We start from the raw sequence: 25,843 nt of genomic DNA on the forward strand, positions 1-25,843 counted from the left end.
CTCACGCAGCGTCCTCCAGCGGCCGCAGCAGACCGGGTGCCTCACCGCGTCAACAGGTCCCGGGCTCCTGCACCGGTGAGTGAGGCGTCGAGGAGTTCGATCGTGTGTGCGCTCGGCAGTGTGGCCTCTCCCTGTCGGCGAAGCGCGTCGGTGACCTGCAGCAGACAGCCGGGATTGCCGGTGACGACGATATCGGCTCCGGTGGCGGCGATGTTCGTGGCCTTCTTGTCCCCCAGTTCGCGGGCTGCCTCAGGGCGCACCAGGTTGTAGATTCCGGCCGAGCCGCAGCAGGTGTCGGCGTCCTTGATCGCAGCCAGTTCGACCCCGGGGATCTGCCCCAGCAGCTCACGTGGCGGGTTGCGCACACCTTGGGCATGGGAGAGGTGGCAGGCGTCGTGGTAGGCCACACGCAGCCCACCGCCGGCCACCGGGTGCCGTGGGGCGCTGGGTCCGAGTTCGACAAGGATCTCGGTCACGTCCCTGACCTTGTCCGCCAGCCCCTTCGCGCGCTGAGCGTAGGCGGGATCATCGGCGAGGATGTCGGCGTACTCCTTCATCGTCGAACCGCAGCCTGCGGAGTTGACGACCAGATAGTCCACGTCCGCCGAGGTGAATGTGTCCACGATTCTGCGTGCGAAGTCCTCGCCCTCTTCGCTGCGCCCGGCATGGACGGACAGGGCACCGCAGCAGCCCTGTGACTGGGGCACCACGACCTCGCATCCTTCCATGTTGAGAACACGCACCGTTGCGGCGTTGACCTGGGGGTAGAAGGTCCGCTGCACACATCCCAGCAGCATCCCCACCCGCGACCGGACAGGCAGACTTTCGCCCTCGGCCGTACGCGGCGGGTTCGACGCTGGAATGGTGACCTTCTTGGTCACCGGCGGTGCGATGGCCTCCATCGTGGCCAGAGTCGGTGAGAGCTTCTCGAGGATCTTGGATTTGCGGATGACCGAGGACAGTCCCGTCCGCTGGTAGAGCTTGAGGGGTGCCAACATGGTCCGGAGACGATCGGGATACGGGAACAGCTGGAAGATCGCCTCCCGCAGCGCAACCTCACCGCGGCTGCGATGCTGTTTGCCGTTGCGTTCGACCTGTCCGCGGGTGGCTTCGATGAGCTTGTCGTACTGGACTCCTGACGGGCAGGCGCTGACGCAGGCCATGCAACCCAGACAGGCGTCGAAGTGTTCGACCATGGACGCACTCATCGGCCCCTCCTCCAGGCCCTTCTCCATGAGGTAGATGCGTCCGCGCGGTGAGTCCTCCTCATTTCCCCACAGCTGGTAGGTCGGGCAGGCGGGAAGGCAGAAGCCGCAGTGGACGCAGTCGGCGATGAGACTCGGGTCCGGCGGGTTGAAGACGTCGAAGGCAGAGTGGTCCATGGTCGGCGGAGCCATCTCCATCGTTGCCTGACCCCCGGTCGCCATCGTGGCCTCCAGCGGTGTCGGGCCGGTCGCTTCACTGGGCGCTCCGCCGCCTTGGCAGCCTCCTGCGCCACCGCAATCGCATGACATCACAGTCCTCCTATTCCACGTCCGGGTGAGAGCAGACCGTTCGGATCGAACTGGTCCTTGATGGTGGCCATGAGCGCGAACCCTGGGATCTCGCCCCAAGCGTCGATCTCGTTCCACACTGCGGGCGGTGCGCACAGCACAGTCGCAATCAGCTGCTTCCGGTCCCAGGTCCGCAGGTGCTCGAGGACCACCCGTGTCGCGATCGCAGGGTCCATGTCGGGGGCGCCGACGCCGAGGTCGAAGACTCCCATGGCGGACCCGCGCAGCTGGATCGGATAGCCGATGGCGTCTTCGAGTCGGGCGATCTGAGCCACCAGCTCCGGCACCAGCGCCGGTGAGACCGAGGCCCGTATCGTCACGGGGGCCTGAGCTCGCCGTGCCCACCAGCTCGGTTCGATGCCCGCCTTCGCACCGGAGTAGGCCGCGATGATCTGCCGGGTTCGGGACTCGACCGACTCCGGGAGTCCTTCGACCATGACGACGGTCGTGGCCTCTGCACCAGGCGACCGGTCGATTTCGACCGCCGCCGGCGCGATCTGGGAGCCGAGGATGCCCAGCGCGGCCTCGGCGCCGGGAATCTCGACGTAACCCTGGGTTTCCGGCTTCGGGTACAGCCGGATCGCTGCGCTGGCGATGATCCCCAGCGTGCCCCAGGATCCGGTCATGAGCTTCGACAGGTCGTAGCCGGCCACGTTCTTCACCACCTTGCCACCGGCCTTCGCGATGGTGCCGTCGGCGAGGACGACGGTGACGCCGAGGACGACCTCACGCAGCGGCAGACGGCCGATTCGCCGTGGCCCCACGGCTCTGGTTGCGATGGCGCCGCCCAGCGTCGACCCGGAGTCGATCCGATCCGCAGGAAAGTCCGAGAGGAGTTCCTGGGCACCGGTTTCGGCGACGTCCTTGAGATCGGCGATCGTCGCACCTGCCTCGGCGACGAGAATGAGGTCTCCAGGAGAATGTTCGATCACCCGGTTGAGCCCGGTCATGTCGATGAGGAGACCCGGTGTCTCACCCGGCGGGTGGTCGTCGAGGGCTGTCCCGCCGCCGCAGACGGCGACGCTGTGTCCGTCTCGGTGTGCATTCGACATGATCTCGGAGAGCTCCTCGACGCTCTCGGGTCGAGCGAACCTGGGAAGTTCCTCGGTCAAAACAGCTCCGCCTTTCCTGCCGCCTGGAGGGGATGCTCCCCCGATGTTCGCCGAGGTGGTTCCCCGCACAGTCGTGGTGTCGGGAACACCTTTCCCGGGTTGGACAGATAGTCCGGGTCGAAGGCACAGCGCAGGATCTGCATCGTGTCCAGATCCTCATTCGTGAACATGCGCGGCATGAACTTGGCCTTGTCGGATCCGACCCCGTGTTCGCCTGTGATCGAACCGCCTTCGCTCAGGCACAGGTCGAGGATCCGACCCGAAGCGGTCTCGGCCAACTCGGTCTGGCCCTCGATGCTGCCATCGAAGAGCACAAGCGGATGCAGGTTGCCGTCGCCGGCGTGGAAGACGTTGGCGACGCGCACGCCGCATTCCTCCGCGATCGTCGAGATCGATGCCAGGACGGGCCCGAGCCGCGACCGTGGGATGACTCCGTCCTGGACGATGTAGTCGGGGCTGATCCGGCCGACAGCAGCGAACGCCGATTTCCGGCCCTTCCAGATCAGACCGCGTTCGACATCGTCGACGGCGACGCGAACCTCACCGGCACCGTGGTCCTTCGCTCTGGCGATAACCGTCTCCCGTTCGAGATCGACGTCGATGGCCGGCCCGTCGAGTTCGACGACGAGGACGGCACCTGCACCGTCTGGATAGTTGCAGGCCACGGCCTTCTCTGCGGCCTCGATGGCCAATGCGTCCATCATCTCGATCGCGGCGGGCATGATCCCCGCGGAGATGATGTCGCTGACCGCCTCCCCTGCCGCATCAGTCGACTCGAACCCGATGAGCAGCGTCTCCACGGCCTCGGGCAGCCGGGTCAGACGCACGGTCACCTCGGTGACGACCCCCAGCGTCCCCTCTGATCCGCAGAGCACGCCGAGGAGGTCGAAGCCGGGGTATTCGGGGGCCTGTCCCCCGATGTCGACGATGTCGCCCTGGGCGGTGACGAGGGTGAGGCCTGTGACGTGGTTGGTGGTGAAACCGTATTTGAGGCAGTGGGCACCGCCGGAGTTCTCTGCGACGTTGCCTCCGATCGAGCACACGCTCTGGCTCGAGGGATCCGGGGCGAAATAGTAGCCGTCGGGGTTGGCCTCATTGGAGAGATTGAGGTTGATGACGCCTGGCTGCACGATCGCGCGCTGGGCGGCAGGGTCGATGTCGAGGATGTCCCTCATCGTCGACATGACGATGAGCACGCCTTCTGCGTGCGGCTGGGCCCCACCGGAGAGCCCGGTGCCCGAACCGCGGGCGACGAAGGGGACGTCGAACTCGTGGCAGGCACGCACGGTCAGGGCCACCTCGGCGGTGGAGGTGACGCGGATGACCAGCGCTGGGACGGTCCTGTGCACTGCCAGACCGTCGCACTCGTAAGTCTTGCGCTCGTTCTCGTCGGTGACGATCGCCCCTGGTGGCAAATGTGGTTCGATCCGTGTGAGGACCGATTCGATTCTGCTCATGTCCACTCCCGCCTCCTTGCGTCGATGGTGTCGAGCTTAGCGAAGAACGCCGTCGAAAATGTGCTCCGCGGCACATTTTCGACGGCGTTCTTACGTGGTGAGACTCCTGAGCCGCGCAGATTCAGGGCCTGCACGGTCCTGCCTGTCAGGGCATGCTGGCGTATGCCGGCAGGGTGAGGAAGTCAACGTATTCCTCGGCGACGGCCACGGACAGGAACATGTCGACGGCGTCCTTCCAATCGGCCTCTTCGCCCGGCAGCTTCGCAACCTCTTCGGTCACGACCTGGTGCACGAAGTCGGCAGTGACGGTGACTCCGGTGTCGAGTTCGACTCCGGCGTCCACCCACTGCCAGACCTGGGAGCGTGAGATTTCAGCGGTCGCTGCATCTTCCATGAGCCCGTTGATGGCGACGGCGCCGTTTCCTTCCAACCAGGCGCGCAGGTACTGGATGCCCACGGAGACGTTGGTCCGCAGACCCTGCTCCGTCATCGACCCTGGGGTCGACTTGACGTCGAGGAGCTCGGCTGCGGACACGGAGACGTCATCGCGCTTGTTCTCGATCTGGTTGGCGTTGGCACCGAGCGTCTCGGTGAAGATCTCCTTGCACAGTGCGACCATGCCGGGGTGGGCCACCCAGGAGCCGTCGAAGCCATTGCCGGCCTCACGGGACTTGTCCTCGCGCACCTTGTTGAATGCGGCCTCGTTCGCCTCTGGGTCCTTCGCCGGCACGAAGGCGCTCATGCCGCCGATGGCGTGTGCGCCGCGCTTGTGGCAGGTGTGCACGAGGAGTTCGGTGTAGGCGCGCATGAACGGCACCGTCATCGTCACATCAGAACGGTCGGGCAGCAGGAAGTCAGCACCGCGGGCGCGGAAGTTCTTGATCACGGAGAAGATGTAGTCCCAGCGGCCGGCGTTGAGGCCTGAGGAGTGCTCGCGCAGTTCGTAGAGGATCTCTTCCATCTCGAAGGCCGCGGGGTAGGTCTCGATGAGCACGGTGGCACGGATGGTCCCACGGTCAAGACCGAAGGAGTCCTCTGCGTGGTCGAATACCTGGTTCCACAGGCGAGCTTCGAGATGGGATTCCATCTTCGGGAGGTAGAAGTAGGGACCCTTGCCCTTCTCGATCTGGAGCTGTCCGGCGGTGGCGAAGTAGAGCGCGAAGTCGACGAGCGAGCCCGATGTCTCCTCGCCGTCGACGAGGATGTGCTTCTCCGGCATGTGCCAGCCGCGAGGACGGACGACGATTGTCGGCAGCTCCTCGTCGGGGGCCAAGGTGTAGCTCTTGCCCTCGGGCGAGGTGAAGTCGATCTCGCGGTTGAGTGCATCGAGCAGGTTGAGCTGTCCGCCGATGACGGAATCCCACTGTGGGGTGTTCGCATCCTCCTGGTCAGCCAGCCACACCTTGGCTCCGGAGTTCAGTGCGTTGATCGTCATCTTCTTGTACGTCGGTCCGGTCATCTCCACGCGCCGGTCCTCGAGACCGGGTGCCGGTGGTGCGACCTGCCAGTTGGGATCGTTGCGGATCTCGGCGGTCTCGGGGAGGAAGTCGAGGTCAGCGCCGGCGGCAATCTGAGCCTGGCGCTCCTTGCGAGCCTCCAGTCGTTCGAGGCGGACCCCATTGAACTTCCGGTTCAGCTCGACGATGAGTTCGAGGGCTTTGGAGGTGAGGACCTTCTCTGCCCCGTCCGGCAGTTCGCCGGTGATCTCCATGCCTTCTGGAATGTCCAGATTCTCGATATGAGCAGTCATCGGTGGTTCTCCTTAGTCGGCACTTTCACTAGTGCATCGCTGATCGCTGGCAACGGGGTTTAGCCTGCGAAACTTTTCACATCGTGAAATTTATTGTTCACACACCGAAAAGAATAGGAGGTGATACACGTCTCGTCAAACGCTACCCTCGAGGTGAGACAGGCGAGTCCCTTGACGGTACAACACACCACCAGGCACGATGAACGCAGGTACTTCGTTTGCAGAGTCAGCACCATATCGTCTGCTGTTCAACCGATCAGAGGCGCCGGGGCGGACTCAACGACCAAGCGGCAATGACGCCGCGGATCGGATTCACGATGGACAACCTCGCTGTCGCGGCGCTTCTGGCGCTCGCCCCCATCCTCCTGGCAGGAATCCTGCTCATCGGATTTCGCTGGCCCGCGAAATATGCCATGCCCATCGGGCTGGTCGCCGCCGCACTCGTCGCGAACTTCGCGTGGCAGATCGATTGGGTGACGATCAGCGCTTCGGTGGTCCAAGGACTGTTCACCGCCGTCGGGCTGCTGTGGATCGTCTTCGGTGCCCTGCTGCTGCTGGCCACCGTCACGCGCTCGGGCGCGATCCAGACGATCCGTGCCGGTTTCGTCTCGATCTCTCCCGACCGACGCGTCCAGGTCATCATCATCGCCTGGCTCTTCGGTTCCTTCATCGAAGGAGCAGCGGGCTTCGGTACCCCCGCCGCGGTAGTTGCCCCGCTGATGCTCGCCCTCGGCTTCCCAGCCATCGCCGCGGTCCTCGCCGGTCTCATCATCCAGTCCACTCCGGTGAGCTTCGGCGCTGTGGGTACACCCATGGTCGTCGGAATCGGCACCGGGCTGTCGAAGGAAGACGGCAGCATGTCGGCCGATGTTGCCGCGAGAGCCTCCGAACTCGGGCTCAGCCAGTCGGAATTCATCGCCCACACGGCCACCCAGGTCGCCCTTATGCACGCCATCTGCGGAATTCTCATCCCGCTGCTGCTGTCCTGCATGCTCACAGGCTTCTTCGGTCGCACCAGGCGCTTCGCCGATGGCCTGGCCATCGCTCCGTTCGCCATCTTCTCGGCCCTGGCCATGATCGTGCCCTACCTCCTGGTCGCAAATCTGCTCGGTCCCGAATTCCCCTCGCTCATCGGCGGACTCGTCGGACTGGCGATCGTCGTCACCGCCAGCAAGGCCGGATTCCTCATGCCGAAGAAGACCTGGGACTTCGCCCCGCGCGAGATGTGGCCCATGCACTGGATGGGCACTGTGGACCCGGCCGATGAGGCGGCGGAGCTGACGAAGAAGATGTCGATGATCCGGGCATGGTCGCCCTATCTCATCGTGGTTGCGCTCCTGCTCTTCACCCGCAATGTGCCCCCGGTCAAGGAATTCCTCACCGGACCTGCCGTCATCACGATCAAGGAGATCTTCGGCACCGCGATCGGTTCGGATATGGATTTCCTGTGGTCCCCGGGCTTCATCTTCGTCATCGCCTGCCTCTGCACCTATCTGATTCACCGGATGAGCGGTTCGCAGATCGCCGGTTCGTGGAAGATCGCAGGGTCGCAGATCGCCGGTGCCGCCGTGGCGCTGCTGTGCTCACTTCCCCTGGTGCGTGTGTTCATCAACTCCGGCAGCGACTACAACGCCTCCGGTCTGGACTCGATGCCGGTCACCCTGGCCGAGGCGGCCGCGAGCACGGTGGGCAGCGGCTGGCCGCTGTTGGCCCCCTTCGTCGGAGCCTTGGGCGCATTCGTCGCCGGTTCGAACACGGTCTCGAACATCATGTTCTCGCAGTTCCAGTTCTCCACCGGTTCGGCGATCGGGGCGGCCAGTCCCGAAACGGTCGTTGCCGCTCAGGCTGTGGGTGGTGCGGCAGGAAACATGGTCGCCGTCCACAATGTCGTGGCCGCCTCTGCCACAGTTGGCCTCATCGGACGCGAGGGCGAGCTCATCAGACGCACCTCCATCCCGATGCTCGTCTATTCACTCACCGCCGGCGCCTTGGCATTCATCGGCATCAACGGACTCGGATTCAACGCCGGAACCGTGGTCTTCGGAGCAGTGCTCGTGGGCCTGATTGCGGCCGTCCTTCTCGTCCGGAGATCGCCTGGCAAGGAGCTCATGGCCACGGCGGAAGCCCGGGCCGCGAAGAAGGCGACGTCGATGCCGAAGGCCCAGTCCTCAGACTCCTGAGGCGTCGGCACGCCGCCATTTCACCGCCTCGGCACCCTGAACCTGCAAAAGCTCCCCACATGTGGGGAGCTTTTGCAGGTTCAGGTATCTGAAGAAGACTCGACAGTCGCCGAGGCGGTGCGCGGCGGGCGTTCTGTGTGTGCTTTGGCGAACGAACTGCGTCGAACGAACTCAGACGATGACGACCATGGGGACGATCATCGGCTTGCGGCGCAGCTTCGAGGACGCCCAGCGTCCCACAGTGCGGCGCACGACCTGCTGCAGCTGGTACTGGTCGGTGTTGCCGTCCTTGAGCGCATCCTCGACGGCCTTCGTGACCTTCGGCATGATCGAGTCGAAGACCGCATCGGACTCGGCCACACCGCGGGCGTGGATCTCGGGACCGGCGATGAGGGACTTGGACTGGCTGTTGATGGCCATGAAGATCGTGACGAAGCCTTCGCCTGAGAGCACGAGACGGTCTTTGAGGTCCGCTTCGGTGATCTCGCCGACCGAGGAGCCGTCGACGAAGACGAAGTTGCAGTCCACAGCTCCCACGACCTCGGCGTGGCCGTCCTTGAGGTCGACCACCCAGCCATCGTCGGCGAGGACGATGTTGTCCGGGTTCACTCCGGTCGCCTCGGCGTGCCTGGCGTTGGCCAACATGTGTCGCCATTCGCCGTGGACGGGCATGACGCCGCGGGGCTTGACGATGTTGTAGCAGTAGAGCAGCTCGCCGCCGGAGGCGTGTCCGGACACGTGGATTTTGGCGTCTGCCTTGGAGATGACGTTGGCACCCAGCTTCATCAGCCCGTTGATGACCTTGAACACGGAGTTCTCGTTGCCGGGGATGAGCGAGGAGGCGAGGATGACGGTGTCGCCGTCGCCCACCTCCACGCGGTGGCTGCGGTTGGCCATGCGTGAGAGCGCAGCCATCGGCTCACCCTGTGAACCGGTGCACATGAGCACAACCTGGTCATCGGGGAGCTTGTCGACCTCTTTGATGTCGATGAGAGCGCCACGGGGAACCTCGAGGTATCCGAGGTCCTCGGCGATCTTCATGTTGCGCACCATCGACCTGCCGACGAGTGCGACCTTGCGGCCATGTGCGTCAGCGGCGTTGAGCACCTGCTGGACGCGGTGGATGTGCGAGGAGAACGAGGCGACGATGATCCGACGCTCGGCATGACCGAAGAGGTTCTCGAGAACCGGCCCGATGTCCTTCTCCAACGCGGTGAACCCGGGAACCTCGGCGTTCGTCGAGTCCGTCATGAACAGGTCGACGCCTTCCTCGCCGAGGCGGGCGAAGGCGCGCAGGTCCGTGATCCGGCCGTCGAGCGGGAGCTGGTCCATCTTGAAGTCGCCGGTGTGGAGGATGTTGCCCGCGCCGGTGCGGATGAAGACCGCGAGAGCATCGGGAATCGAGTGGTTGACGGCAACGAACTCAAGGTCGAAGGGACCGAGCTGATCAAGGTCGTCTTCCTTGACCACACGGGTGATCGGCTTGATCCGGTGTTCCTTGAGCTTGGCCTCGATGAGAGCGATCGTCAGCTTCGAACCGAGGATCGGGATATCGGCCTTGCGACGCAGCAGGTAGGGCACGGCGCCGATGTGGTCTTCGTGGCCGTGGGTGAGCACGAGTCCGACGATGTCGTCGAGGCGATCATCGAGGTAGGCGAAGTCGGGAAGGATGAGGTCGACGCCGGGCTGGTCCTCTTCCGGGAAGAGGACGCCGCAGTCGACGATGAGCAGCTTGCCGTGGTACTCGAACACGGTCATGTTGCGGCCGACTTCGCCGAGGCCGCCGAGCGCGACGATGCGGACGGCTTCCGCGTCCATCTTCGGCGGAAGCTTCAGTTCTTGAGTCAATGCATTATTCACTGAGGTAACCACTCCTGGTCAATTGGGCGGTCACGAGGGCCATCTGCTCATCATCTGCTGGGAGCAGCGGCATTCGCGTACCGCGGTTGTCAAGTATTCCTTGGGCCTGTAGTGCGGCCTTGGCCGAGATGACTCCCGGCATGTGGTTCATGAGCGCGTCGACCATGTCTGCCGTTTCATGGGCAATCGCGCGGGCTGTGGTGAGGTCGTTGTTCGCCACGGCATCGACCATGTCAGCGAAGCGCGGTGTGCAGACATGGCCCGCCACGGAGACGACGCCGAGGGCACCCAGAGCCAGCAGCGGAAGGTTGAGCGCATCCTCACCCGAGTAGTAGACGAGGGAGCTGCGGTTCATCACCTGCGCCGAGGCGAAGAGATCGCCCTTGGCGTCCTTGACCGCGAGGATGTTGGGGTGATCGGCCAACTCGAGGAGAGTTTCCGTGCGAATCGGGACTCCCGATCGTCCCGGAATGTCGTAGAGCATGACGGGAAGGTCGGTGGAGTCGGCGGCTGCGCGCATGTGGGCGGCAATGGCCGGCTGTGTCGGCTTCGAATAGTAGGGCGTGACAATGAGGATTCCATCCGCACCGGCCTCTGCCGAGCGCTTGGACAGATCGATGGTGTGCGCGGTGACGTTGTTGCCGGTACCTGCAATGATCTTCGCCCGGTCGCCGATGACACCGCGGACGACCTTGAGCAGCTCGATCTTCTCGTCATCGGTCGTCGTCGGTGATTCGCCGGTGGTTCCGGACACCACGAGCATGTTGTTGCCGAGGTCGACAAGGTGGTTCGCAACCTTCTCCACGGCAGGATAATCAATGGTTCCGTCGTCCTTGAACGGCGTCACCATCGCCGTGCCGACCGTACCGAACGCATCAATTGCAGCGGCTGCTGCGTTGTCACCGAGAATCGCCATACGAAAAGGATACCGCGCACAGCTCACGACTGCGGCAGCGGCCGTGCGCGCGCCACCAGTGCATTTCCTTACCGCCTGCTGTCACCCGTGGCCGCATGCCGCTCATCGGCGGTGTGCGGGAGCGTCAGCTTCGACCTTTCATGACGGCGAGGCCACGAGAGACAGATCACACCGGCCGGGCTCTGACCCCTGCATCGGCTCCGGCCCTATCGTCGACGCCCAGCAGGCTTCGGGCGGTGAGTTCGAGGGATGCCGCGATCCGATCGGACGTCGGGGAACTGCGACCTGCGGCCACGCCGACATCGAAGCCGTCGATGACCGCGATGAGAGTGTCGACGATGAGATCCACATCGGCGTGCGGCCGGAAACTCCCGTCGTCGATGCCGCTGGCGATCAGCGCCCGGAAGTGGGCACCCCATGTGTCGAAGATCGCGTCGACCGAGCCTTGCAGGTACTCGTTGCGGGGCGAGGCGGCGACGAGCTCGATCCACACCTGCGAGCGCCGCTGCAGGTCACCGATCCTCGGGACGGCGCGCAGACTCGATTGCAGCCTGTCCCACGCTGTCCCCTGCTCCTGGGTAAGGCCCGCGATGGCGTCGACAATACTGCTGCTGTGGGTCGAGAAGGCGTGGTCGAGCAGGGACTCCCGGGACCCGAAGTAGTATTGCAGGGTACCCACCGACAACTCAGCTGCCTCGGCGATGTCCTTCATCCGCACGGCTTCCGGACCGTGCTGGGCAATCTGATCAAGGGCGGATTCGACGATGGCGCTGCGCTTGGACGCGACCTCTGCCGCGGAGTGCTGAGGACGCGGGCTCACGAGATGGCCGATCTCACGATGTTCACGAGACGGCCGCCAAACTGCTCGCGGCCTGCAGTCCTTCGAAGACGGCTTCCTCCACCGTCCGCGGTGCCACGGCATCCCCGATGGTGCGAACGCTTGCGGACCCGAAATCGAGATCTGGGGTCACGGACTGCGGTGCGCCGGAGACGATAGTGGCTGCCACGCCGTCGACCTCGTGGACGATCTCGCACAGCGTCGACTGCAGGTAGCCGGTCGACGCATCGACTCCGACGAGGCGGGCGTCGTTGAGGAAGTCGACTCCCGCCCGCAGAGCCTGGGACATGAGCAGTGTGCGTGTGTACTGCTGGATTGCGGCTCCGGCGAAGTTCGCCGCAGTCGCCAGTGTCACCGGTACGCGGGCTTCGGCCAAGCGCAGTGCGATGCCCAGACCGATCCAATCGCCCTTCCAGTCGGTGACGAGCACACGGCCCGAAGGCAGACTCGGCTGGGTGCTCAGATAGTCGCGGGCACCGATGACGACAGCCTCATCGTCGACCTCAAGTCGTGGCATACGCGCCTTGGCACCCGTCGCGACGATCACGTGATCGGGTGCAGACTCGGCGAGAATCTGCTGGGTCACCGGCGTCGACGTTCGAATGTCGACTCCCGCGCGTCGTGCCTCGGCGCTCAGGTTCGTCGCCGCTCCCCCGAATTCGGACCGGTAGGGCAGCTCCTGTGCCAGCAGCACGGCCCCGCCGAGGTGGGGCTCGCGTTCGCAGAGGACGACGTCATCGCCCTGTTCGGCTGCCACCGCTGCCGCCTTGAGCCCGGCGGGTCCTCCGCCGATGACGAGCACTCGACGTCGGGTCCTCACCCTTGGCCGAGGCAGGAACGTCAGCTCCCGACCCGATTCGGGGTATTGGATGCAGGAGATGGGCACGCCCATCTGGAAGTGCCCGATGCAGGCCTGGTTGCAGCCGATGCAGGCTCGGATCTCGTCCACGGCGTCGCCCTGGGCCTTGTTGGCCATCGCCGGATCGCAGATCATCGCCCGGGTCATGATCGCCATGTCGGTGCGGCCTTCGGCGATGGCCTTCTCTGCTTCGTGGGGCTGGTTGATCCGTCCGGCGACCATCACCGGTCGGTCGGTGATCTTCTTGACCTGTTCGGACAGGGTCGCGGCATAGGCCGGGTCGATCTGCATCGAGGGGACGATGTGCACCGCACCCTGCAGGGTCGAGGAGTCTCCGGCGGTGATCGAGAAGTAGTCGAGGCAGTCCATCTGCTCACCGGAGCCCCCATGCGCGACCTTCATCGCGTCGAGGTGGCCGATGAGGTCGAGCACCTCGGTGGCGACCAGACCGTCCTCGGTCTTCTCCTCTCCCGAGATCCTCAGGCCCACCACGATGTCTGGGCCCACCGCTTCGCGAACCCCGGCGACGACCTCGGCGAGGAAGCGACGGCGATTGGCCGGGCTGCCGCCGTATTCATCGGTGCGCGTGTTCACTCGCGGGTTGAAGAACTGAATGGGCAGGTATCCATGGCTGGCCACGATCTCGACTCCGTCGATGCCGGAGCCGGCGATGCGCTTCGCGGCACTGGCATACCCGGCGATGATGTCCTTGATCGCGGAGGTGCTCAATGCCTCGGGGACGACCTTGAACCTCTCCTGTGGTTCGTCGCTGGGAGCCACGGCGCGAGGTGCCATGCCGCGCTCACCGTCCATGACCTCACGGCCCGGGTGGAAGAGCTGTGCGAAGATGGCGGCACCGTGACGGTGGACCGCCTCGGCGACGGCCTGGTATCCGGGTACCGAGGAATCGTCGGTGGCCATGAGCACATGGTTCGTGTAGCGGGCTGTCTCGTGGACGCCGGAGACCTGGAGGACGATCAGTCCGCAGCCGCCCCTGGCTCGCTCTTCGTGATAGGCGACAAGATCGTCGCCGATCATCCCGTGGTCGTCGAGTACGGTGTCGTGGCCCGAGGACACGATGCGGTTGCGGATGGTCTTCGGTCCCAGCGTGATGGGTGCGAAGAGGTGAGGGAACAGTGAAGACATGATCTTCCTTGATGCATGCGGGGTAGGTCCTGACAGATAATTCATATCACGGTATTAATTACGATGGAAGGCCACGGTCTTGATGACGGTGGAGGGCCTGGACAGGTGGGGGCTCGGCTACAGGTTCGCGCCGTTCCCGCCGAAGGTGTCACAGCTTCCGAGGCCGTTCTCGTATCCGCTGGTGAACCATTTCTGGCGCTGCTCGCTCGAACCGTGGGTGAAGGACTCGGGGTTGACCGAGCCCGAGGACTGTTTCTGGATGTGGTCATCACCGACGACGAAGGCTGCGTTGAGGGCATCGTCGATCTGTTCTTGGGTGGGTGTCTCCAGATACGGGGTGCCGTTGTCGTCGGTCAGGGTGGTGACGTCGCCGAGCCACGCTCCGGCGTAGCAGTCGGCCTGGAGTTCGACGCGCACGCCGTTGCTGTCTGCTCCGGTGCCGTTGTTCGGATGATCGCTCATCGTGCCGGTGATGTTCTGGATGTGGTGGCCCCACTCGTGTCCGACGATGTAGAGCTGGGCGAGCTCGCCGGCAGAGGCACCGAATTGCTGCCGCATGATCTCGAAGAAGCTCGGATCGATGTAGACGCCCTGCTCAGGCGGGCAGTAGAAGGGGCCCACCGCGTTCGAGGCGGTGCCGCACTGGGTTGAGGTCTGACCGTCGACGATGGTCAGCTGGGGTGGTTCGTAGCCGTCGACGTGCTGGGACCAGTAGTCGTCGAGGACGACCTGTGCCCCGGCCATCCGGCAGTCGGTGGACGTGTTCGCGTCCTCGCCGGTGTCGCATTGGGCCATCTCTTCGACACCCGAGGACTGCGATGACTGCTCGCCGTCGAGCATGCCGCCGCCCACGAGCCCGGTGACATCGACACCGAGCAGCGGGCCGATGAGGAAGACGAGGAGGCCCACGATTCCGACGCCACCGCCGGCGATGGCGGTGTTGCGTCCTCGTCGGCTGGTCTTGTTGCCCGAGATGTCAGCATTCGGATTGAAGGTCATAGCCATAAAGATACAACGGCTTGTCACCTCTCATGTGAGAATCGAGGCATGAGCTCACACCGCTCCCCCACCTCGGCGACTGCTGGCAGCACAACGGCGACTGCTGGCAGCACAACGGTCCGTGATCGCCTGAGCCCTGCCGGGCGACTCATCGGCCTCGACGCCGCTCGCGGAATCGCCCTGTTCGCGATGATGGTCACGCACATCTTCGCCCTGTCCGATCCCGAGGGCCTCCCGACCTGGGCCGCCGTGTTCGCGGGGCGTGCCTCGGCGCTGTTCGCGGTCCTGGCCGGCTGTTCGCTGGTGCTCTCAACTCGGTCTCGGATGGCAGCTTCGGGACGTCTGCGCGATGCCGTTCCCAGTGTGCTCATCCGGGCGGGAGCGATCGTCATCATCGGACTGTGCCTGGGATCGATCTCGTCGCTGCTGGCCGTCATCCTCGTCAACTACGGGGTCATGTTCGCGATTGCGATGCTGTTTCTGCGCCTGCGCGCCAGCACACTCTTCGGCATCGCCGGTGCCTGGATGGTCCTCAGCCCTGTGCTCTCGATGCTCATCCGCAGTGAGTTCGGCCTGGAGCCGATGTATTCGTCGATGTCATGGTTCGACTTCGCGCGCCCTCTGACCATGCTCCATGACCTGGTTCTCACCGGCTATTACCCGATACTGCAGTGGCTGTCGTACATCGTGTTGGGGATGGCAGTCGCGAAGGTCGATATCGGCAAGCACCTCATGTCGCTCTTCGCCGCCGGTCTGGGGCTGTTTCTCGTCGGCAAGGGAGTCTCCTGGCTGCTCATCAACGTCGCTGGAGGCGGTCCTGTTCTGGTTCGGGTTTCCGAGCTGTACGGGACCGATCTCAATGCGGCGCTGTTCACCGGCAGCTATGGGGTGACGCCGACGACGTCGTGGTGGTGGCTGGCGATCGCGGGCCCACACTCAAGCACGCCCTTCGACCTGCTGTCCACGGCCGGGACCGCGCTGACGACCATTGTTGTCTGTCAGTCGCTGGCGATGCTGCTGGGGCGAAGCACCTGGGTGCTGGCGCCGCTGACGGCTCCTGGCTCGATGCCCTTGAGCGTGTACTCCGCCCATGTCGTCCTGCTCGAGATCACACGCCCCTGGATCGAGGCCAATCCGATGCTCGGCGGTGAGGCGATGTCGCCGCAGACCCTCGAGTTCGGTCTGCATGCTCTCGTGTTCATCGGCTTCGCTCTGATGTGGAAGCTGGCGATCGGTGCCCATGGCCCGCTTGAGGGTGGAGTCGCAGCGATCATCCGGTCCGCGTCACCGGTTCCAGGACCTGGGCCGGTGCCGGGGTCTGAGCCAGGGTCTGGGCCGGGGCCGGGGCCGGGGCCTGGACGTAGCCCGGGCCGTTCAGGGCCCGAGGCCGACTAGGAATTCTGCTTCACACCCGCTCGATGCATATTGACGGCCTTGCGCATCGTTGATCTGGCGCGCTTGCGATCTCCGCACGCATCGTAGGCGCAAGAGAGGCGGAACCATGAACGCCAGTTCTCGGGTGCGGCCTCTGCCTCGGCCTGGTACTGGCCGAAGGCTTCGTCGGCGGATTCGCGGATGATCCTCCCGCCCGGCGTTCGCGGCAGATCATCGACGGGCAGTCCACCCTCTGATTTGAGGATGCGCGCCAACTTCTCGGTCCGTGCACCGAACATGAGTTCGACGATCAGCGTCCAGGCTCCGATGAGCGGCAGGACGAAGAGGGCGATGCCCATCAGTCGTGGAATCAGATCGGGTTCCCTGACCAGCACCCATGCTCGATGCCCCATGAGGACGAAGTAGAAGACGAGCACCACTGAGACGACGATCGCCCCGATTTTCCCTTTGGACATCAGAGGTCGAGCATGGTCTCGAGGCCGTGCAGCAGGCCGGTGTAGTCGGAGATCGACCGCACTGCGGTGACGATTCCCGGCATGAACGCCGAGGTGGAATGTGAGTCCGTCCGGATGCTCAGGGCCTCGCCGCTGGAACCGAAGTGGATCTCCTCCGAGGCTGTCATGCCCTGCTGGCGGATCGCGTGCACGTGGATGCCGTCGACGACTGCGCCGCGAGCACCGTTGGGATCGATTTCGGTGGCGTCGGGTACCGGAGGCAGGCCGGCATCGTTCCGGGCTGCCGCGATTCGCTGCGCGGTGTGGTTGGCCGTTCCCGACGGAGCGTCGAGCTTGCGTGGGTGGTGGATCTCGACCACCTCGGCGGAGTCGAAGTACGGTGCGGCCAGCTCAGCGAAGCGCATGGCCAGGACCGCGCCGATCGAGAAGTTCGGGGCGATGAGCACGGCGGTGTCAGCATGCTCGGCTAGGAGCTCTTCGAGACCGGACAGCTTCTCAGCGTCCCAGCCGGTCGTACCGACCACGGTGTCGATGTCGTGCTCGACGAGGAAGCGCACGTTCGCCTCCGTCGAGGCGGGAACTGTGAGTTCGACCGCAACGTCGACGCTCTTCTCGAGCAGACTCTCCAGGGAGTCGCTGCTGCCAAGGGTCGCAACGAGTTCGAGGCCCTCGGCCTCGGTGATGGCGTCGACAGCTTGGGCGCCCATGCGGCCCTGCGCTCCGATGACGGCTACCCGAATCGCGTTCATAAGTTCGTAACTCCTTGCTCGACGTTCTCCGCAGGCCAGTCTAACGACTCACGGCGCTGCCACCGTCATCAGGTGCCGTGATCGGCAGCCGACGACCCGAGGGGCGTTGATCGCCACGCAGGCGGGCACATACCTCGGTGTCGAACCGGAACCCGTCGTAGAGAAGGCGCTCGCGTTCTCTGCCTTCGACTGCAAATCCTGCGCTCTTGGCAACTCTGCCCGATGCGGGATTGTCTACGCGGTATCCCAGTTCCAGGCGATTGACGTCCAGGTCGTCATGGAGATGGTCGATGAGACTGCGCAATCCGGCCGCGGCCAGTCCGTGACCGCGAACACTGGGATCGAGCCAGTAGGAGATCCAGGCCGTCGAGTGACGCTGCTCGATGGCTGTTGCCATGACATTGCCGACCGGAGTCAGGTCAGCGGCCACGATTGCGTAGGCCGCCACTGTCCCCTCGTCCTCGGCACTTCGGATCCTATCGAGCCATGCCTGCGCACCTGCTGGTGAGCGGTCGTCAGGGATGTTGCTGCGAAGGTCGGTATCGGCCCGGACGTAGATGTCGGCGAGAGCGCCCACATCATCGCGGCGCCAACGTCTGAGGAATTCGGCTATGGACACAGCTTAACGAGGCCATGGGCACAGCCTAACGGGCGCTCGGGTGCAGCCTGTCGGCGTCGGCGGGCCAGTCAGCGGATACGCAAAACGGCGGCCCCGCCGCGATGGGTCGGAGCCGCCGTCTCAGGGTCTGTCCGGCTATCAGCCGAGCAGGAGTCCCTTGGTCTGAGCCACGGCGCGGTCGAAGCGTGCGCCTGCGTCTGCCCAGTTCACGATGTTCCACCAGGCCTTGACGTAGTCAGGCTTGACGTTCTGGTAGTCGAGGTAGAAGGCGTGCTCCCACATATCGAGCTGGAGAACCGGGGTTCCGCCGAGCTGGATGTCCGACTGCTGGTCCTTGAGCTGCTCGATGAAGAGGTTTCCACCGAGCTGATCGTAGACGAGCACGGCCCAGCCGGAGCCCTGGATCGTGGTGGCTGCCGTGGTGAAGTGCTCACGGAACTTGTCGAAGGACCCGAACTGGTCGTCGATGGCTGCTGCGAGTTCGCCTTCGGGCTTGTCGCCGCCGTCTGGAGACATGTTGTTCCAGAAGATCGAGTGGTTGACGTGTCCGCCGAGGTTGAACGCGAGATCGCGGGTCAGCTTCGGCACGTTGGCGAGGTTTCCGCTTTCGCGGGCTTCTGCCAGCTGTTCAACAGCGGTGTTGGCACCCTTGACGTAGGTTGCGTGGTGCTTGTCGTGGTGCAGCTCCATGATGCGAGCCGAGATGTGCGGCTCAAGTGCGGAGTAGTCGTAGGGCAGTTCCGGAAGGACGTACTGCTCAGCCATGAAATTCCTCCTGAAGAGAATTGATGTCCGCCAAGGTCGGCGGCTTCATTTCGACCCTATAGCAGGGTCTCATCTCGAACAACACGGTAGTCGTGAGGACTATTCCAGATGACGCCAAGTGACATCGCGGCGCCACACGAAATCACTCACAGTGTCAGGGCAGATTCCGCGAGATCAGCAGCCGCATGATGTCTGAGGTCCCCTCTTCGATCTCCTCGAGCTTCGCATCACGCATCCACTGCTCGACGGGGTGCTCGCGCGAGTAGCCCCATCCGCCCAGGGTCTGGACTCCGGCCCAGGTGCAGAACATCGCCGTCTCTGATGCGCCCAGTTTGGCCATGGCTGCCGAGGCGGTGACCTTCTCCCGCGGCACGCCGTCACCGGCATCGATCATGCGGGCGGCGTTGAGGACCTGCAGCCAGGCGGCGTCGATGCGCGCGGCCATGTCTGCCAGCCGGAAGGCCACGGACTGGTGTTCGATGATCGTCCTGTCGAACTGTGTGCGTTCACGCGCATAGTCGCGGGCGTATTCGTAGGCGGCTCTGGCCGTGCCCAGTGCCGCGGCGCCGAGGACCACGCGGGAGATGTCGAAGGTGCGCATCAGTCCGTAGAAGCCCTGCCCCTCCGCGCCGAGGCGATTGGCGCTCGGAACGAACGCGTCGGAGAAGAAGATCTCCCGGCACACGATCGCGCGCTGGCCCATCTTCTTCATCGGTGCCCCGAACTCCATGCCTTCGGTCTCTCGCGGCAGGAGAAAGGCGGTGACTCCTCGTGAGCGCTGCGCAGGGTCTGTCTTGGCGAAGACGACATAGCCTTCGGCGAGTCCCGCGTTCGAGATCCAGGCCTTCTGTCCGTTGAGCAGGTACCCGCCGTCGACAGGCTCGGCCCTGGTGGTGATCGAGGCGGAGTCGGATCCGGACCCCGGCTCGGTCGTCGCCAGCGCGGTGAACATCGGTTCCGGCCCGGTCAGAGGGCGCAGCCAGGTCTCCTTCTGCTCTTCTGTTCCCAGCGCCAGGATCGGATCGGCGAAGAAGCCGTTGGAGCACAGAAGGTTGCCGATGCCGGGGTCCCCGAAGCACAGCTGCTCTTGGACGAGGCATTGTGTGAAGACGTCGGTGAAGCCGCCTCCGCCATACTCCTCGGGGATCATGAAGTCTGTGATGCCCACGCGAGCGGCCTCGTGGAACAGCTCGACCGGAGAATGGATGTCTGCCTCGTCGACGGCAGGACCCGCGGGACGGATCTTGTCCTTCGCAAAGGTCCGGCACAGTTCGATGATGTCGTTCTGCTCATCACTCAGCGGCCAGGGTGTGTAGCTCATGGCTCTCTCCTCGTCTCGTTCGAATTCTCACTCGGCTGGGTCGCACCCAGCATGTCCGTGGCCGCGCGGGAGTCCTCGGTCATGTGGATCAGGGTGGGTCCGGCGAAGTCCTCGGCCTGGCGCAGTGCCGTCGCCAGCTGCTCCTGGGTCTCGATGTGGAGACCGCGAGCGCCCATCGACTCGGCCAGAGCCGGGAAGTCGGGTCCCAGCAGTGCCACTCCCGCAGGAGTATCGCCCCGATCGACCATCTCGTTGCGGATCTCCCCGTAGCCGCCGTTGTCGACGATGATGAGGGACATCGACACCTGGGCCTGCACAGCCGCGGCGAGTTCGACGATCGTGAACATCGCTCCTCCGTCGCCCTCGATCGCCACAACACTGGCCTCTGGCACGGCGAGTTTCGCACCGATCCCCGCAGGCAGGCCGAATCCCAGGGTTCCGGCGCCTGCCGGGTAGAGGAAGCGATCTCCTCTGCGTGCCGCCCATCCGGTCTGCACTCCGTAGTAGCAGCACATCGTGGAATCCGCGGCGACGATGACAGGAGAGCTCGCCGAGGTGGTGTAGTCGTTGAGTGCTCCGCACAGCGGTGCCCAGGCTGCGCCTTCGGTCGTGGCAGCGGCCGTGATCGTGTCCTGCCAGCCGCGCAGCCACTCGATTGCCGCCCGGGTGAGGTTGGTCGACCTGGTCTGGTGCAGCCGGTGCGTCAGTGCGATCGTCGCGTCCTTCGCGTCGGCTGGGATCGGGTGGCTGACGCGGGCGTTGCGCAGCATCTGCACCTCGTCGAGGTCGATGCGAACGATCGTGCGCGGCAGCGGCATTGGCTCGGGCCAGAAGTCGCTGGGAGCCAGTTCCGTGCCGATTGCCACCACCGCATCAGCAGCACCGAGCACCTCCGGCAGCGCTTCGAGGACTCCGATGGCGCCGAGGTTGTTGACGAACTCATCGTCGATCGTTCCCTTCGCGTTCGAGGACAGGATGACCCCAGCCCCGAGTACCTGGGAGAGCTCTTCCACCTCCGCGCCGGCGCTGCGGGCCCCGGCCCCGACGATGAGAAGAGGGCGCTGGGAGCTTGCCAGCGCCTCGGCGGCTGACCTGATCGCCGACGGCTGCGGAGTCGGGTTGGGACGGGCCAGAGCCGGGTGCAGCCAACCGGGTCCGGTGGCTTCGATGAGGTCGAGTGGGATCTCGATGTAGGCGGGGCGGGTTCGTCCGCTGCGCATGCGTGAGAGCGCCTGTCCGACCGCCAGGGACACCTCACCGGGGCTGGTCACCCGGTGGCTGTCGCCGAGGACGGCGTCGATGGCCTGGCTCTGGTTGCGCACCTCGTGGAGGAGTCCGTTGCCGCGTCCGGGATGGGTCAGGGGCATACCGGGGCTGATGAGCAGGACCGGGACCGAGTCGGTGAAGGACTGCAGCAGAGCGGTCAGCGCATTGAGCACCGCCGGTCCCGTCGTTGTGACGACGACCTGCACCTCACCGGTGACTCGGGCCGCGCCGTCGGCCATGTACCCGGCTCCCTGTTCATGGCGCGGTGAGACGATGTCGATTCCCTCGGCAGCCAGCTGTGCGAAGATCTCGAGATTATGGGTCCCGGGGATCCCGTAGACCCGTGTGATTCCCTCGGCTCTCAGTGCCCGAGCCAGGTGCGCACCGCCGGTGATCTCTGCCTGTTCCTCTGTCATCGTGACTCCTTGTCGGGGTTGTCGGTGCTGCTGCTGTCGTTATCAGAGCCGCTGTCGTTGTCGGTGCTGCTGTCGTTGTCGGTGCTGCTGTCGCTGTCGTTGCTGCTGTCGTCTTCGTCTCGGTTCGTGACGACGAGCGCGTCGACGGCCAACGCCCCGTCCGGGGTGACGCGCACCGGGTTGATCTCGATCTCCTGGATCTCATTGCTGCCGGCGATCAGACGGGAGACCGAGACGATGATCTCGGCCAATTCGTCGAGGTCCGTCGCACGCCGACCTCGCCATCCTGTGAGCAGCCGGTAGCACGTGAGTCGGGAGACCATGTCGAGGGCCTCGGCATGCGAGACCGGCGCCAGCTCGAGCCAGGTGTCGCCGTAGAGCTCCGTCTCGGTGCCTCCGGCTCCCACCATCACAATCGGCCCGAAGTTCTCGTCCTGGCGTCCGCCGACCAGGATCTCGACGGCCCCATCGCGGGTGTCCATCTCCTCGACGATGTACTCACCCTCGCCGAGGCGACCTACCATCTTCACGTAGGCGTCTTCGAGAGCTGCGGCATTGCCGAGGCCGAGGGCGATCGCCCCGAGTTCGGTCTTGTGTGCAGGCCAAGAGGCCTTGAGCACGAACGGCGGTGTCAGGTCCGAGCCGGCCACCACCTCGGCGAGTTCGGCTCCGCGACTCAGCGTCAGCGCCCGCGGCACCGGCACCCCGGCCGCGCTGATCGTGTCCCGGGCCGCACCGTACCCGGTCCCCCAGGGTGTGACCGGACCCGACCGTTCCAGAGCCTCGGTGATGCGCCCGGAATGAGAGGCGTAGAACCCGGCTCCGGCGACGACGCGCATGACCGATTCGATCGAGGTGTAGACGGGTATCGAGTTCTCCCACAGGGCAGCGACGGCCTGTGAGTCGGCACTCATCGAGTGGACGATGAGAGGCTTGCGATGACTGTGCACGGTCTCACTCAGCCGGCCCACCTCGGCCAGCTCCGCATCGAGGAGAGCAGGAATGTCCTCGCCGTAGCAGCCGAAGTATCCGCTCAGGACGACTGCGTCGATGGCCTCATCGGCCAGGAGCGCATCGACGAGACGCGAGTGCACGGACAGGTCGGCCTCCCCTGCCCCGTCGAGGTCGATCGGATTGTCGATGTGACCGGCGTGCGGCAGATTCTCTGCGACCCGGGTGCGTGTGAGAGCGTCAAGGACGGTGACGCGCAGACCGTGGGACTCGGCTCGGTCTGCGGCGATCGCGCCCTGCCCGCCTGAATCGGAGATGACGGCGATCCTCCTCCCTGCGGGCAACCAGGACGTGGCGAGGAAACCGGCAAGCTCGACCGCCTCTCCGGGTGTCGAGAGTCGGATTGCACCAGCGGCGCGACAGGCGGCATCGACGGTGTCGATCGCCGAGGTGAGCGATCCGGTGTGCGATCGCGCGAGCCTGGCGCCGGCGTCCGATTGGCCCGTGGTGAGGATCATCGTGGGCTTCCCTGCCGCACGCAGTGCCTGCATGGCCGACACCAGGGCGCTGCCGCCGGTGAAGGACTCAAGATAGAGCACGACCTGCGTGGTGGCGGCGTCGTCGACCAGGGAGGACAGGATCTCTGCGGCCCTGACGTCCGACTGTCCGCCGATGGAGGCGAAGCGTGAGATCCCGAGGCCGCTGCGTGCTGAGAGGGTGGCGATCTCTGTTCCAAGTTGGCCGCTCTGCGTCACCACGGCCAGGGACCCGGGGGTGAAGTTGCCCCAGGCCAGAAGCAGATCATTGCTCGCATCGACGACGCCCAAGGACGAAGGGCCGATGAGGCGGGCTCCTGCGGAGATGATTCGCTGGGCCACCTCGGCGGCGCCGGGCACCCTGGCCGAGATGATGAGGAAGGCTCGCACTCCTGCGGCCAAAGCATCATCGACGACGGCCGGGACCCCGCTGCCCGGGATCGAGATGACAAGGAGCTCCGGCGTCTCAGGCAGCTCAGCGAGGCTGGGGAAGGTGGGTTCACCCTGGATCGAGGCGACTCGTGAGTTGATGAGATGGACCCGGCGCCGATGTGTTCCCTTCAACGCTCCCGCGGAGAGCCAGAATCCCCATTTGGCCGGGTCGTTCGAGGCTCCGAGGACGGCGACGCTGCCGGGGTCGAAGAACCGATCCATGGCTCTAACGCTCTGCCTTGGCGGCGGCCATCTGATCAGTGTCCCCTGAATCGACCCCGATCGCTGAACCGACCCCGATCGCTCGATCAGGCTCGGCCCGGAGCACTTCGAGGTTCGCATCCACCCGGGACTGTGCCGCCTGCCGGGGAGTGATGCCCACACGGTCGGCATCACTGAGCACCTCGGTCGTGAGTTCGCGCAGAGTCTCGATGACCAGGGACCGGCTGTCGTCCCAGCTGCCGTCGACATCGCCGAACGTCACCCACCACCACCATGCATTCGTCGCGGAGTTCGCGAGGAAGTCGGGAACGACTGTGACCCCTCGGGCCTGCAGGCGCTCTTCCGCATCGGGCAGCACGGGCATGTTCGCAGCCTCGACGATGAGCCCGGCGGTGATGGCCTCACAGTTCTCACGCGTGATCGCGTAGCTGACTGCCGCAGGGACAAGCACATCACAGTCAGCGGCCAGCCAGTCTCCGCGGTCACCGTCACGATCGTCGGGACGAAGTGCGGCTCGGTCGATGCCGCCGAAGGGATCGCGTGTGTCCAGCAGGGCCTCGACGTCGAGTCCGGCCGGGTTGGACACGAACCCGTCGGCATCGGCGATGCCGACGATGCGCACTCCCGCCTCGGCGAGGAATCGGGCGCTCGCCCCACCCATCGATCCGAATCCTTGGATCACCGCGGTCGAGTCGGCCGGGTCCCTCCCCTCGGCCTCGAGTGCGGCGATCGCCGAGGTGGCCACTCCCAGTCCGCCGACGAGCTCATCCTGAGCGAGACCGTCGACGATGACAGAGAAGGCGGTGGCCGTCCGCGCCCTGGCCGCTTCCGGGTCAGTCAGCAGCTTCTCCACGGCCGACAGGCCGCTGCCGAGTTCACGCTTGGCAAGGATGTCGTCAATATCGTTCTGGCGTACACCCAGGTCCTCGCCGAGGGCCCAATAGGCGCGCATGATCGGGTTCACGGCGACGAGGAACCGCTCGAGGATGTCGGTGGCTCCGGGGGCACGTGGGTCGAAGTCGATGCCGCCCTTCGCACCGCCGACGGGAACGTAGCGCCGGCCCGGCCGCAGATGGATCGCCTCCTTGCGCGTCATCCCCTGAGCCAGACCCCGCACCTCATCGAGAGTGCATCCCTGACGCATCCTCAGCCCGCCCGAGGCTGTTCCCCTCACCAGCGTGTCGATGACGACGAATCCGTGTGCTTCGGTGATCGGATCCTGCCAGGTGATGTCCATGAACATGTCGCTCCCAAGGGTTTTACTGAATCGCTGTTCAGTTAGGTTCAGATCACCAGTCTGACCGTCGGAGGGCTGCCACGTCAAGCGCGTCTGAGCGAGAGTTCCGGGCTCATTCCAATTCGCGTGCGACGAAAGCATCGACCCAAGCGGACAGGGTCTGAGGCGACACGCTTTCAGGGTTGAAGATGAGTTGGACTGCGAGCCCGTCGAGGTACGCGAGGATCCTCGTGGCGCAGTCATCGGCCAACTCCGCGACGGTGGTGCCTGTGGGCTCATGCGCGGACGCTTCCGTGGCCATGCGGCCGTGGCTGAATCGGAATTCCTCTGCCTCGAGCCCAGCGACGATGAGCTCGGACAGTATTGTCTTCCACTCTCGATCAAGGGTGGAGAACGTCGACTTCACCCCATCGTCGAAGAGTCCGGCAGACCACCCGTCGATCCAGATCTTCCAGCTCCTCGTCGAGCCTGTCGGCATGTACCACTGGACGACGTCTCTGAGCCGCTGCGATGCTGGCTTCTGCGTCGCGGCGAGTCGACGCGCGCGATAGAGGTCGTTCTCCCCGGCGTGTGCGAAGGCTGCGGCGACGAGTGCTTCCTTCGTCACGAAGTGGTAGATGACCAGGCTCGGACTCAACCCCAGCCGTGCAGCGACATCGGCGACTCGGAGGGTGCGCAGGCCGGTGCTTTCGATCTCCTCCACGGTCGCAGCCAGGATCTCGTCCCGACGCACCGATGCGCTCTTTCGCGACATGAATCTCTCCCCCACACAGACAGAAATGGCTGTACAACACGATTCATGTTGTACA

20 protein-coding genes are annotated in these 25,843 nt (G+C 64.8%); 2 read left to right on the forward strand and 18 right to left on the reverse strand.

Features of this window, described 5'->3' with window-relative positions:
• Positions 1–41: 41 nt before the first annotated feature.
• The 4 genes from JTF07_RS00535 to aceB all read right to left on the reverse strand — a co-directional run bounded on the left by JTF07_RS00535 (position 42) and on the right by aceB (position 5,872).
• Positions 42–1,514: a (Fe-S)-binding protein gene (locus tag JTF07_RS00535; protein WP_204232422.1), complete on the reverse strand. Its 1,473-nt coding sequence runs from the start codon at positions 1,512–1,514 to the stop codon at positions 42–44.
• Positions 1,514–2,734 (reverse strand): FAD-binding oxidoreductase, encoded by a 1,221-nt coding sequence (locus JTF07_RS00540; RefSeq protein WP_353843835.1) that lies wholly within the window; start codon positions 2,732–2,734, stop codon positions 1,514–1,516. The genes JTF07_RS00535 and JTF07_RS00540 overlap by 1 nt, the downstream gene beginning before the upstream one ends.
• On the reverse strand, positions 2,662–4,122 hold the full coding sequence (locus JTF07_RS00545) for an FAD-linked oxidase C-terminal domain-containing protein (protein WP_213018568.1): 1,461 nt from the start codon (positions 4,120–4,122) through the stop codon (positions 2,662–2,664). The genes JTF07_RS00540 and JTF07_RS00545 overlap by 73 nt, the downstream gene beginning before the upstream one ends.
• A gap of 145 nt (positions 4,123–4,267) precedes the next feature.
• The gene (gene aceB, locus JTF07_RS00550) at positions 4,268–5,872 is read right to left on the reverse strand and encodes a malate synthase A (protein WP_204232425.1); all 1,605 of its coding nucleotides are present in this window, start codon (positions 5,870–5,872) and stop codon (positions 4,268–4,270) included.
• A gap of 293 nt (positions 5,873–6,165) precedes the next feature.
• Here aceB and JTF07_RS00555 point away from each other — a divergent pair, with 293 nt between their 5' ends.
• The gene (locus tag JTF07_RS00555) at positions 6,166–8,052 is read left to right on the forward strand and encodes an L-lactate permease (RefSeq protein WP_353843836.1); all 1,887 of its coding nucleotides are present in this window, start codon (positions 6,166–6,168) and stop codon (positions 8,050–8,052) included.
• Between the two features lie 171 nt (positions 8,053–8,223).
• On the opposite strand, the gene JTF07_RS00560 is transcribed toward JTF07_RS00555, so the two are convergent.
• The 5 genes from JTF07_RS00560 to ypfJ all read right to left on the reverse strand — a co-directional run bounded on the left by JTF07_RS00560 (position 8,224) and on the right by ypfJ (position 14,670).
• Positions 8,224–9,870 carry a ribonuclease J gene (locus JTF07_RS00560; protein ID WP_204233534.1) on the reverse strand — a complete coding sequence of 549 codons (1,647 nt, stop codon included), beginning with the start codon at positions 9,868–9,870 and terminating at the stop codon, positions 8,224–8,226.
• A 34-nt stretch (positions 9,871–9,904) separates the two neighbouring features.
• The gene (gene dapA / locus JTF07_RS00565) at positions 9,905–10,828 is read right to left on the reverse strand and encodes a 4-hydroxy-tetrahydrodipicolinate synthase (protein WP_204232426.1); all 924 of its coding nucleotides are present in this window, start codon (positions 10,826–10,828) and stop codon (positions 9,905–9,907) included.
• A 166-nt stretch (positions 10,829–10,994) separates the two neighbouring features.
• A complete protein-coding gene (locus JTF07_RS00570) occupies positions 10,995–11,648 on the reverse strand; it encodes a TetR/AcrR family transcriptional regulator (protein WP_204232427.1) in 654 nt (217 codons plus the stop codon).
• A gap of 22 nt (positions 11,649–11,670) precedes the next feature.
• Complete coding sequence (locus tag JTF07_RS00575; protein WP_204232428.1) at positions 11,671–13,671, reverse strand: oxidoreductase; 2,001 nt, start codon at positions 13,669–13,671, stop codon at positions 11,671–11,673.
• 117 nt (positions 13,672–13,788) lie between these two features.
• Entirely contained in the window at positions 13,789–14,670 is an 882-nt protein-coding gene (ypfJ, locus tag JTF07_RS00580; protein ID WP_204232429.1) for a KPN_02809 family neutral zinc metallopeptidase, read from the reverse strand.
• Between the two features lie 48 nt (positions 14,671–14,718).
• Here ypfJ and JTF07_RS00585 point away from each other — a divergent pair, with 48 nt between their 5' ends.
• On the forward strand, positions 14,719–16,065 hold the full coding sequence (locus tag JTF07_RS00585; RefSeq protein ID WP_252199206.1) for a heparan-alpha-glucosaminide N-acetyltransferase domain-containing protein: 1,347 nt from the start codon (positions 14,719–14,721) through the stop codon (positions 16,063–16,065).
• Here the strand turns inward: JTF07_RS00585 and JTF07_RS00590 are convergent.
• The 9 genes from JTF07_RS00590 to JTF07_RS00630 all read right to left on the reverse strand — a co-directional run bounded on the left by JTF07_RS00590 (position 16,062) and on the right by JTF07_RS00630 (position 25,788).
• Positions 16,062–16,520: a hypothetical protein gene (locus tag JTF07_RS00590; RefSeq protein WP_204232430.1), complete on the reverse strand. Its 459-nt coding sequence runs from the start codon at positions 16,518–16,520 to the stop codon at positions 16,062–16,064. The two genes, JTF07_RS00585 and JTF07_RS00590, sit on opposite strands and share 4 nt — an antisense overlap.
• Positions 16,520–17,269, reverse strand: a complete 750-nt coding sequence (gene dapB, locus JTF07_RS00595; protein WP_204232431.1) for a 4-hydroxy-tetrahydrodipicolinate reductase — start codon at positions 17,267–17,269, stop codon at positions 16,520–16,522. The genes JTF07_RS00590 and dapB overlap by 1 nt, the downstream gene beginning before the upstream one ends.
• 40 nt (positions 17,270–17,309) lie before the next feature.
• Complete coding sequence (locus JTF07_RS00600; RefSeq protein ID WP_353843837.1) at positions 17,310–17,888, reverse strand: GNAT family N-acetyltransferase; 579 nt, start codon at positions 17,886–17,888, stop codon at positions 17,310–17,312.
• A 138-nt stretch (positions 17,889–18,026) separates the two neighbouring features.
• Positions 18,027–18,653 carry a superoxide dismutase gene (locus JTF07_RS00605; protein ID WP_204232432.1) on the reverse strand — a complete coding sequence of 209 codons (627 nt, stop codon included), beginning with the start codon at positions 18,651–18,653 and terminating at the stop codon, positions 18,027–18,029.
• A 154-nt stretch (positions 18,654–18,807) separates the two neighbouring features.
• A complete protein-coding gene (locus tag JTF07_RS00610; protein ID WP_204232433.1) occupies positions 18,808–19,974 on the reverse strand; it encodes an acyl-CoA dehydrogenase family protein in 1,167 nt (388 codons plus the stop codon).
• Positions 19,971–21,656 (reverse strand): thiamine pyrophosphate-binding protein, encoded by a 1,686-nt coding sequence (locus JTF07_RS00615; protein WP_204232434.1) that lies wholly within the window; start codon positions 21,654–21,656, stop codon positions 19,971–19,973. The genes JTF07_RS00610 and JTF07_RS00615 overlap by 4 nt, the downstream gene beginning before the upstream one ends.
• Entirely contained in the window at positions 21,653–23,797 is a 2,145-nt protein-coding gene (locus JTF07_RS00620) for an acetate--CoA ligase family protein (RefSeq protein ID WP_204232435.1), read from the reverse strand. Before JTF07_RS00620 ends, JTF07_RS00615 begins: the two co-directional genes overlap by 4 nt.
• A gap of 4 nt (positions 23,798–23,801) precedes the next feature.
• Positions 23,802–25,040 carry a glutamate dehydrogenase gene (locus JTF07_RS00625; protein WP_252199208.1) on the reverse strand — a complete coding sequence of 413 codons (1,239 nt, stop codon included), beginning with the start codon at positions 25,038–25,040 and terminating at the stop codon, positions 23,802–23,804.
• Between the two features lie 106 nt (positions 25,041–25,146).
• Entirely contained in the window at positions 25,147–25,788 is a 642-nt protein-coding gene (locus tag JTF07_RS00630) for a TetR/AcrR family transcriptional regulator (protein WP_213018570.1), read from the reverse strand.
• Between the last annotated feature and the right edge of the window lie 55 nt (positions 25,789–25,843).

The sequence above is a fragment of the Brevibacterium sp. RIT 803 genome (assembly GCF_016892625.1).
GTDB lineage: Bacteria > Actinomycetota > Actinomycetes > Actinomycetales > Brevibacteriaceae > Brevibacterium.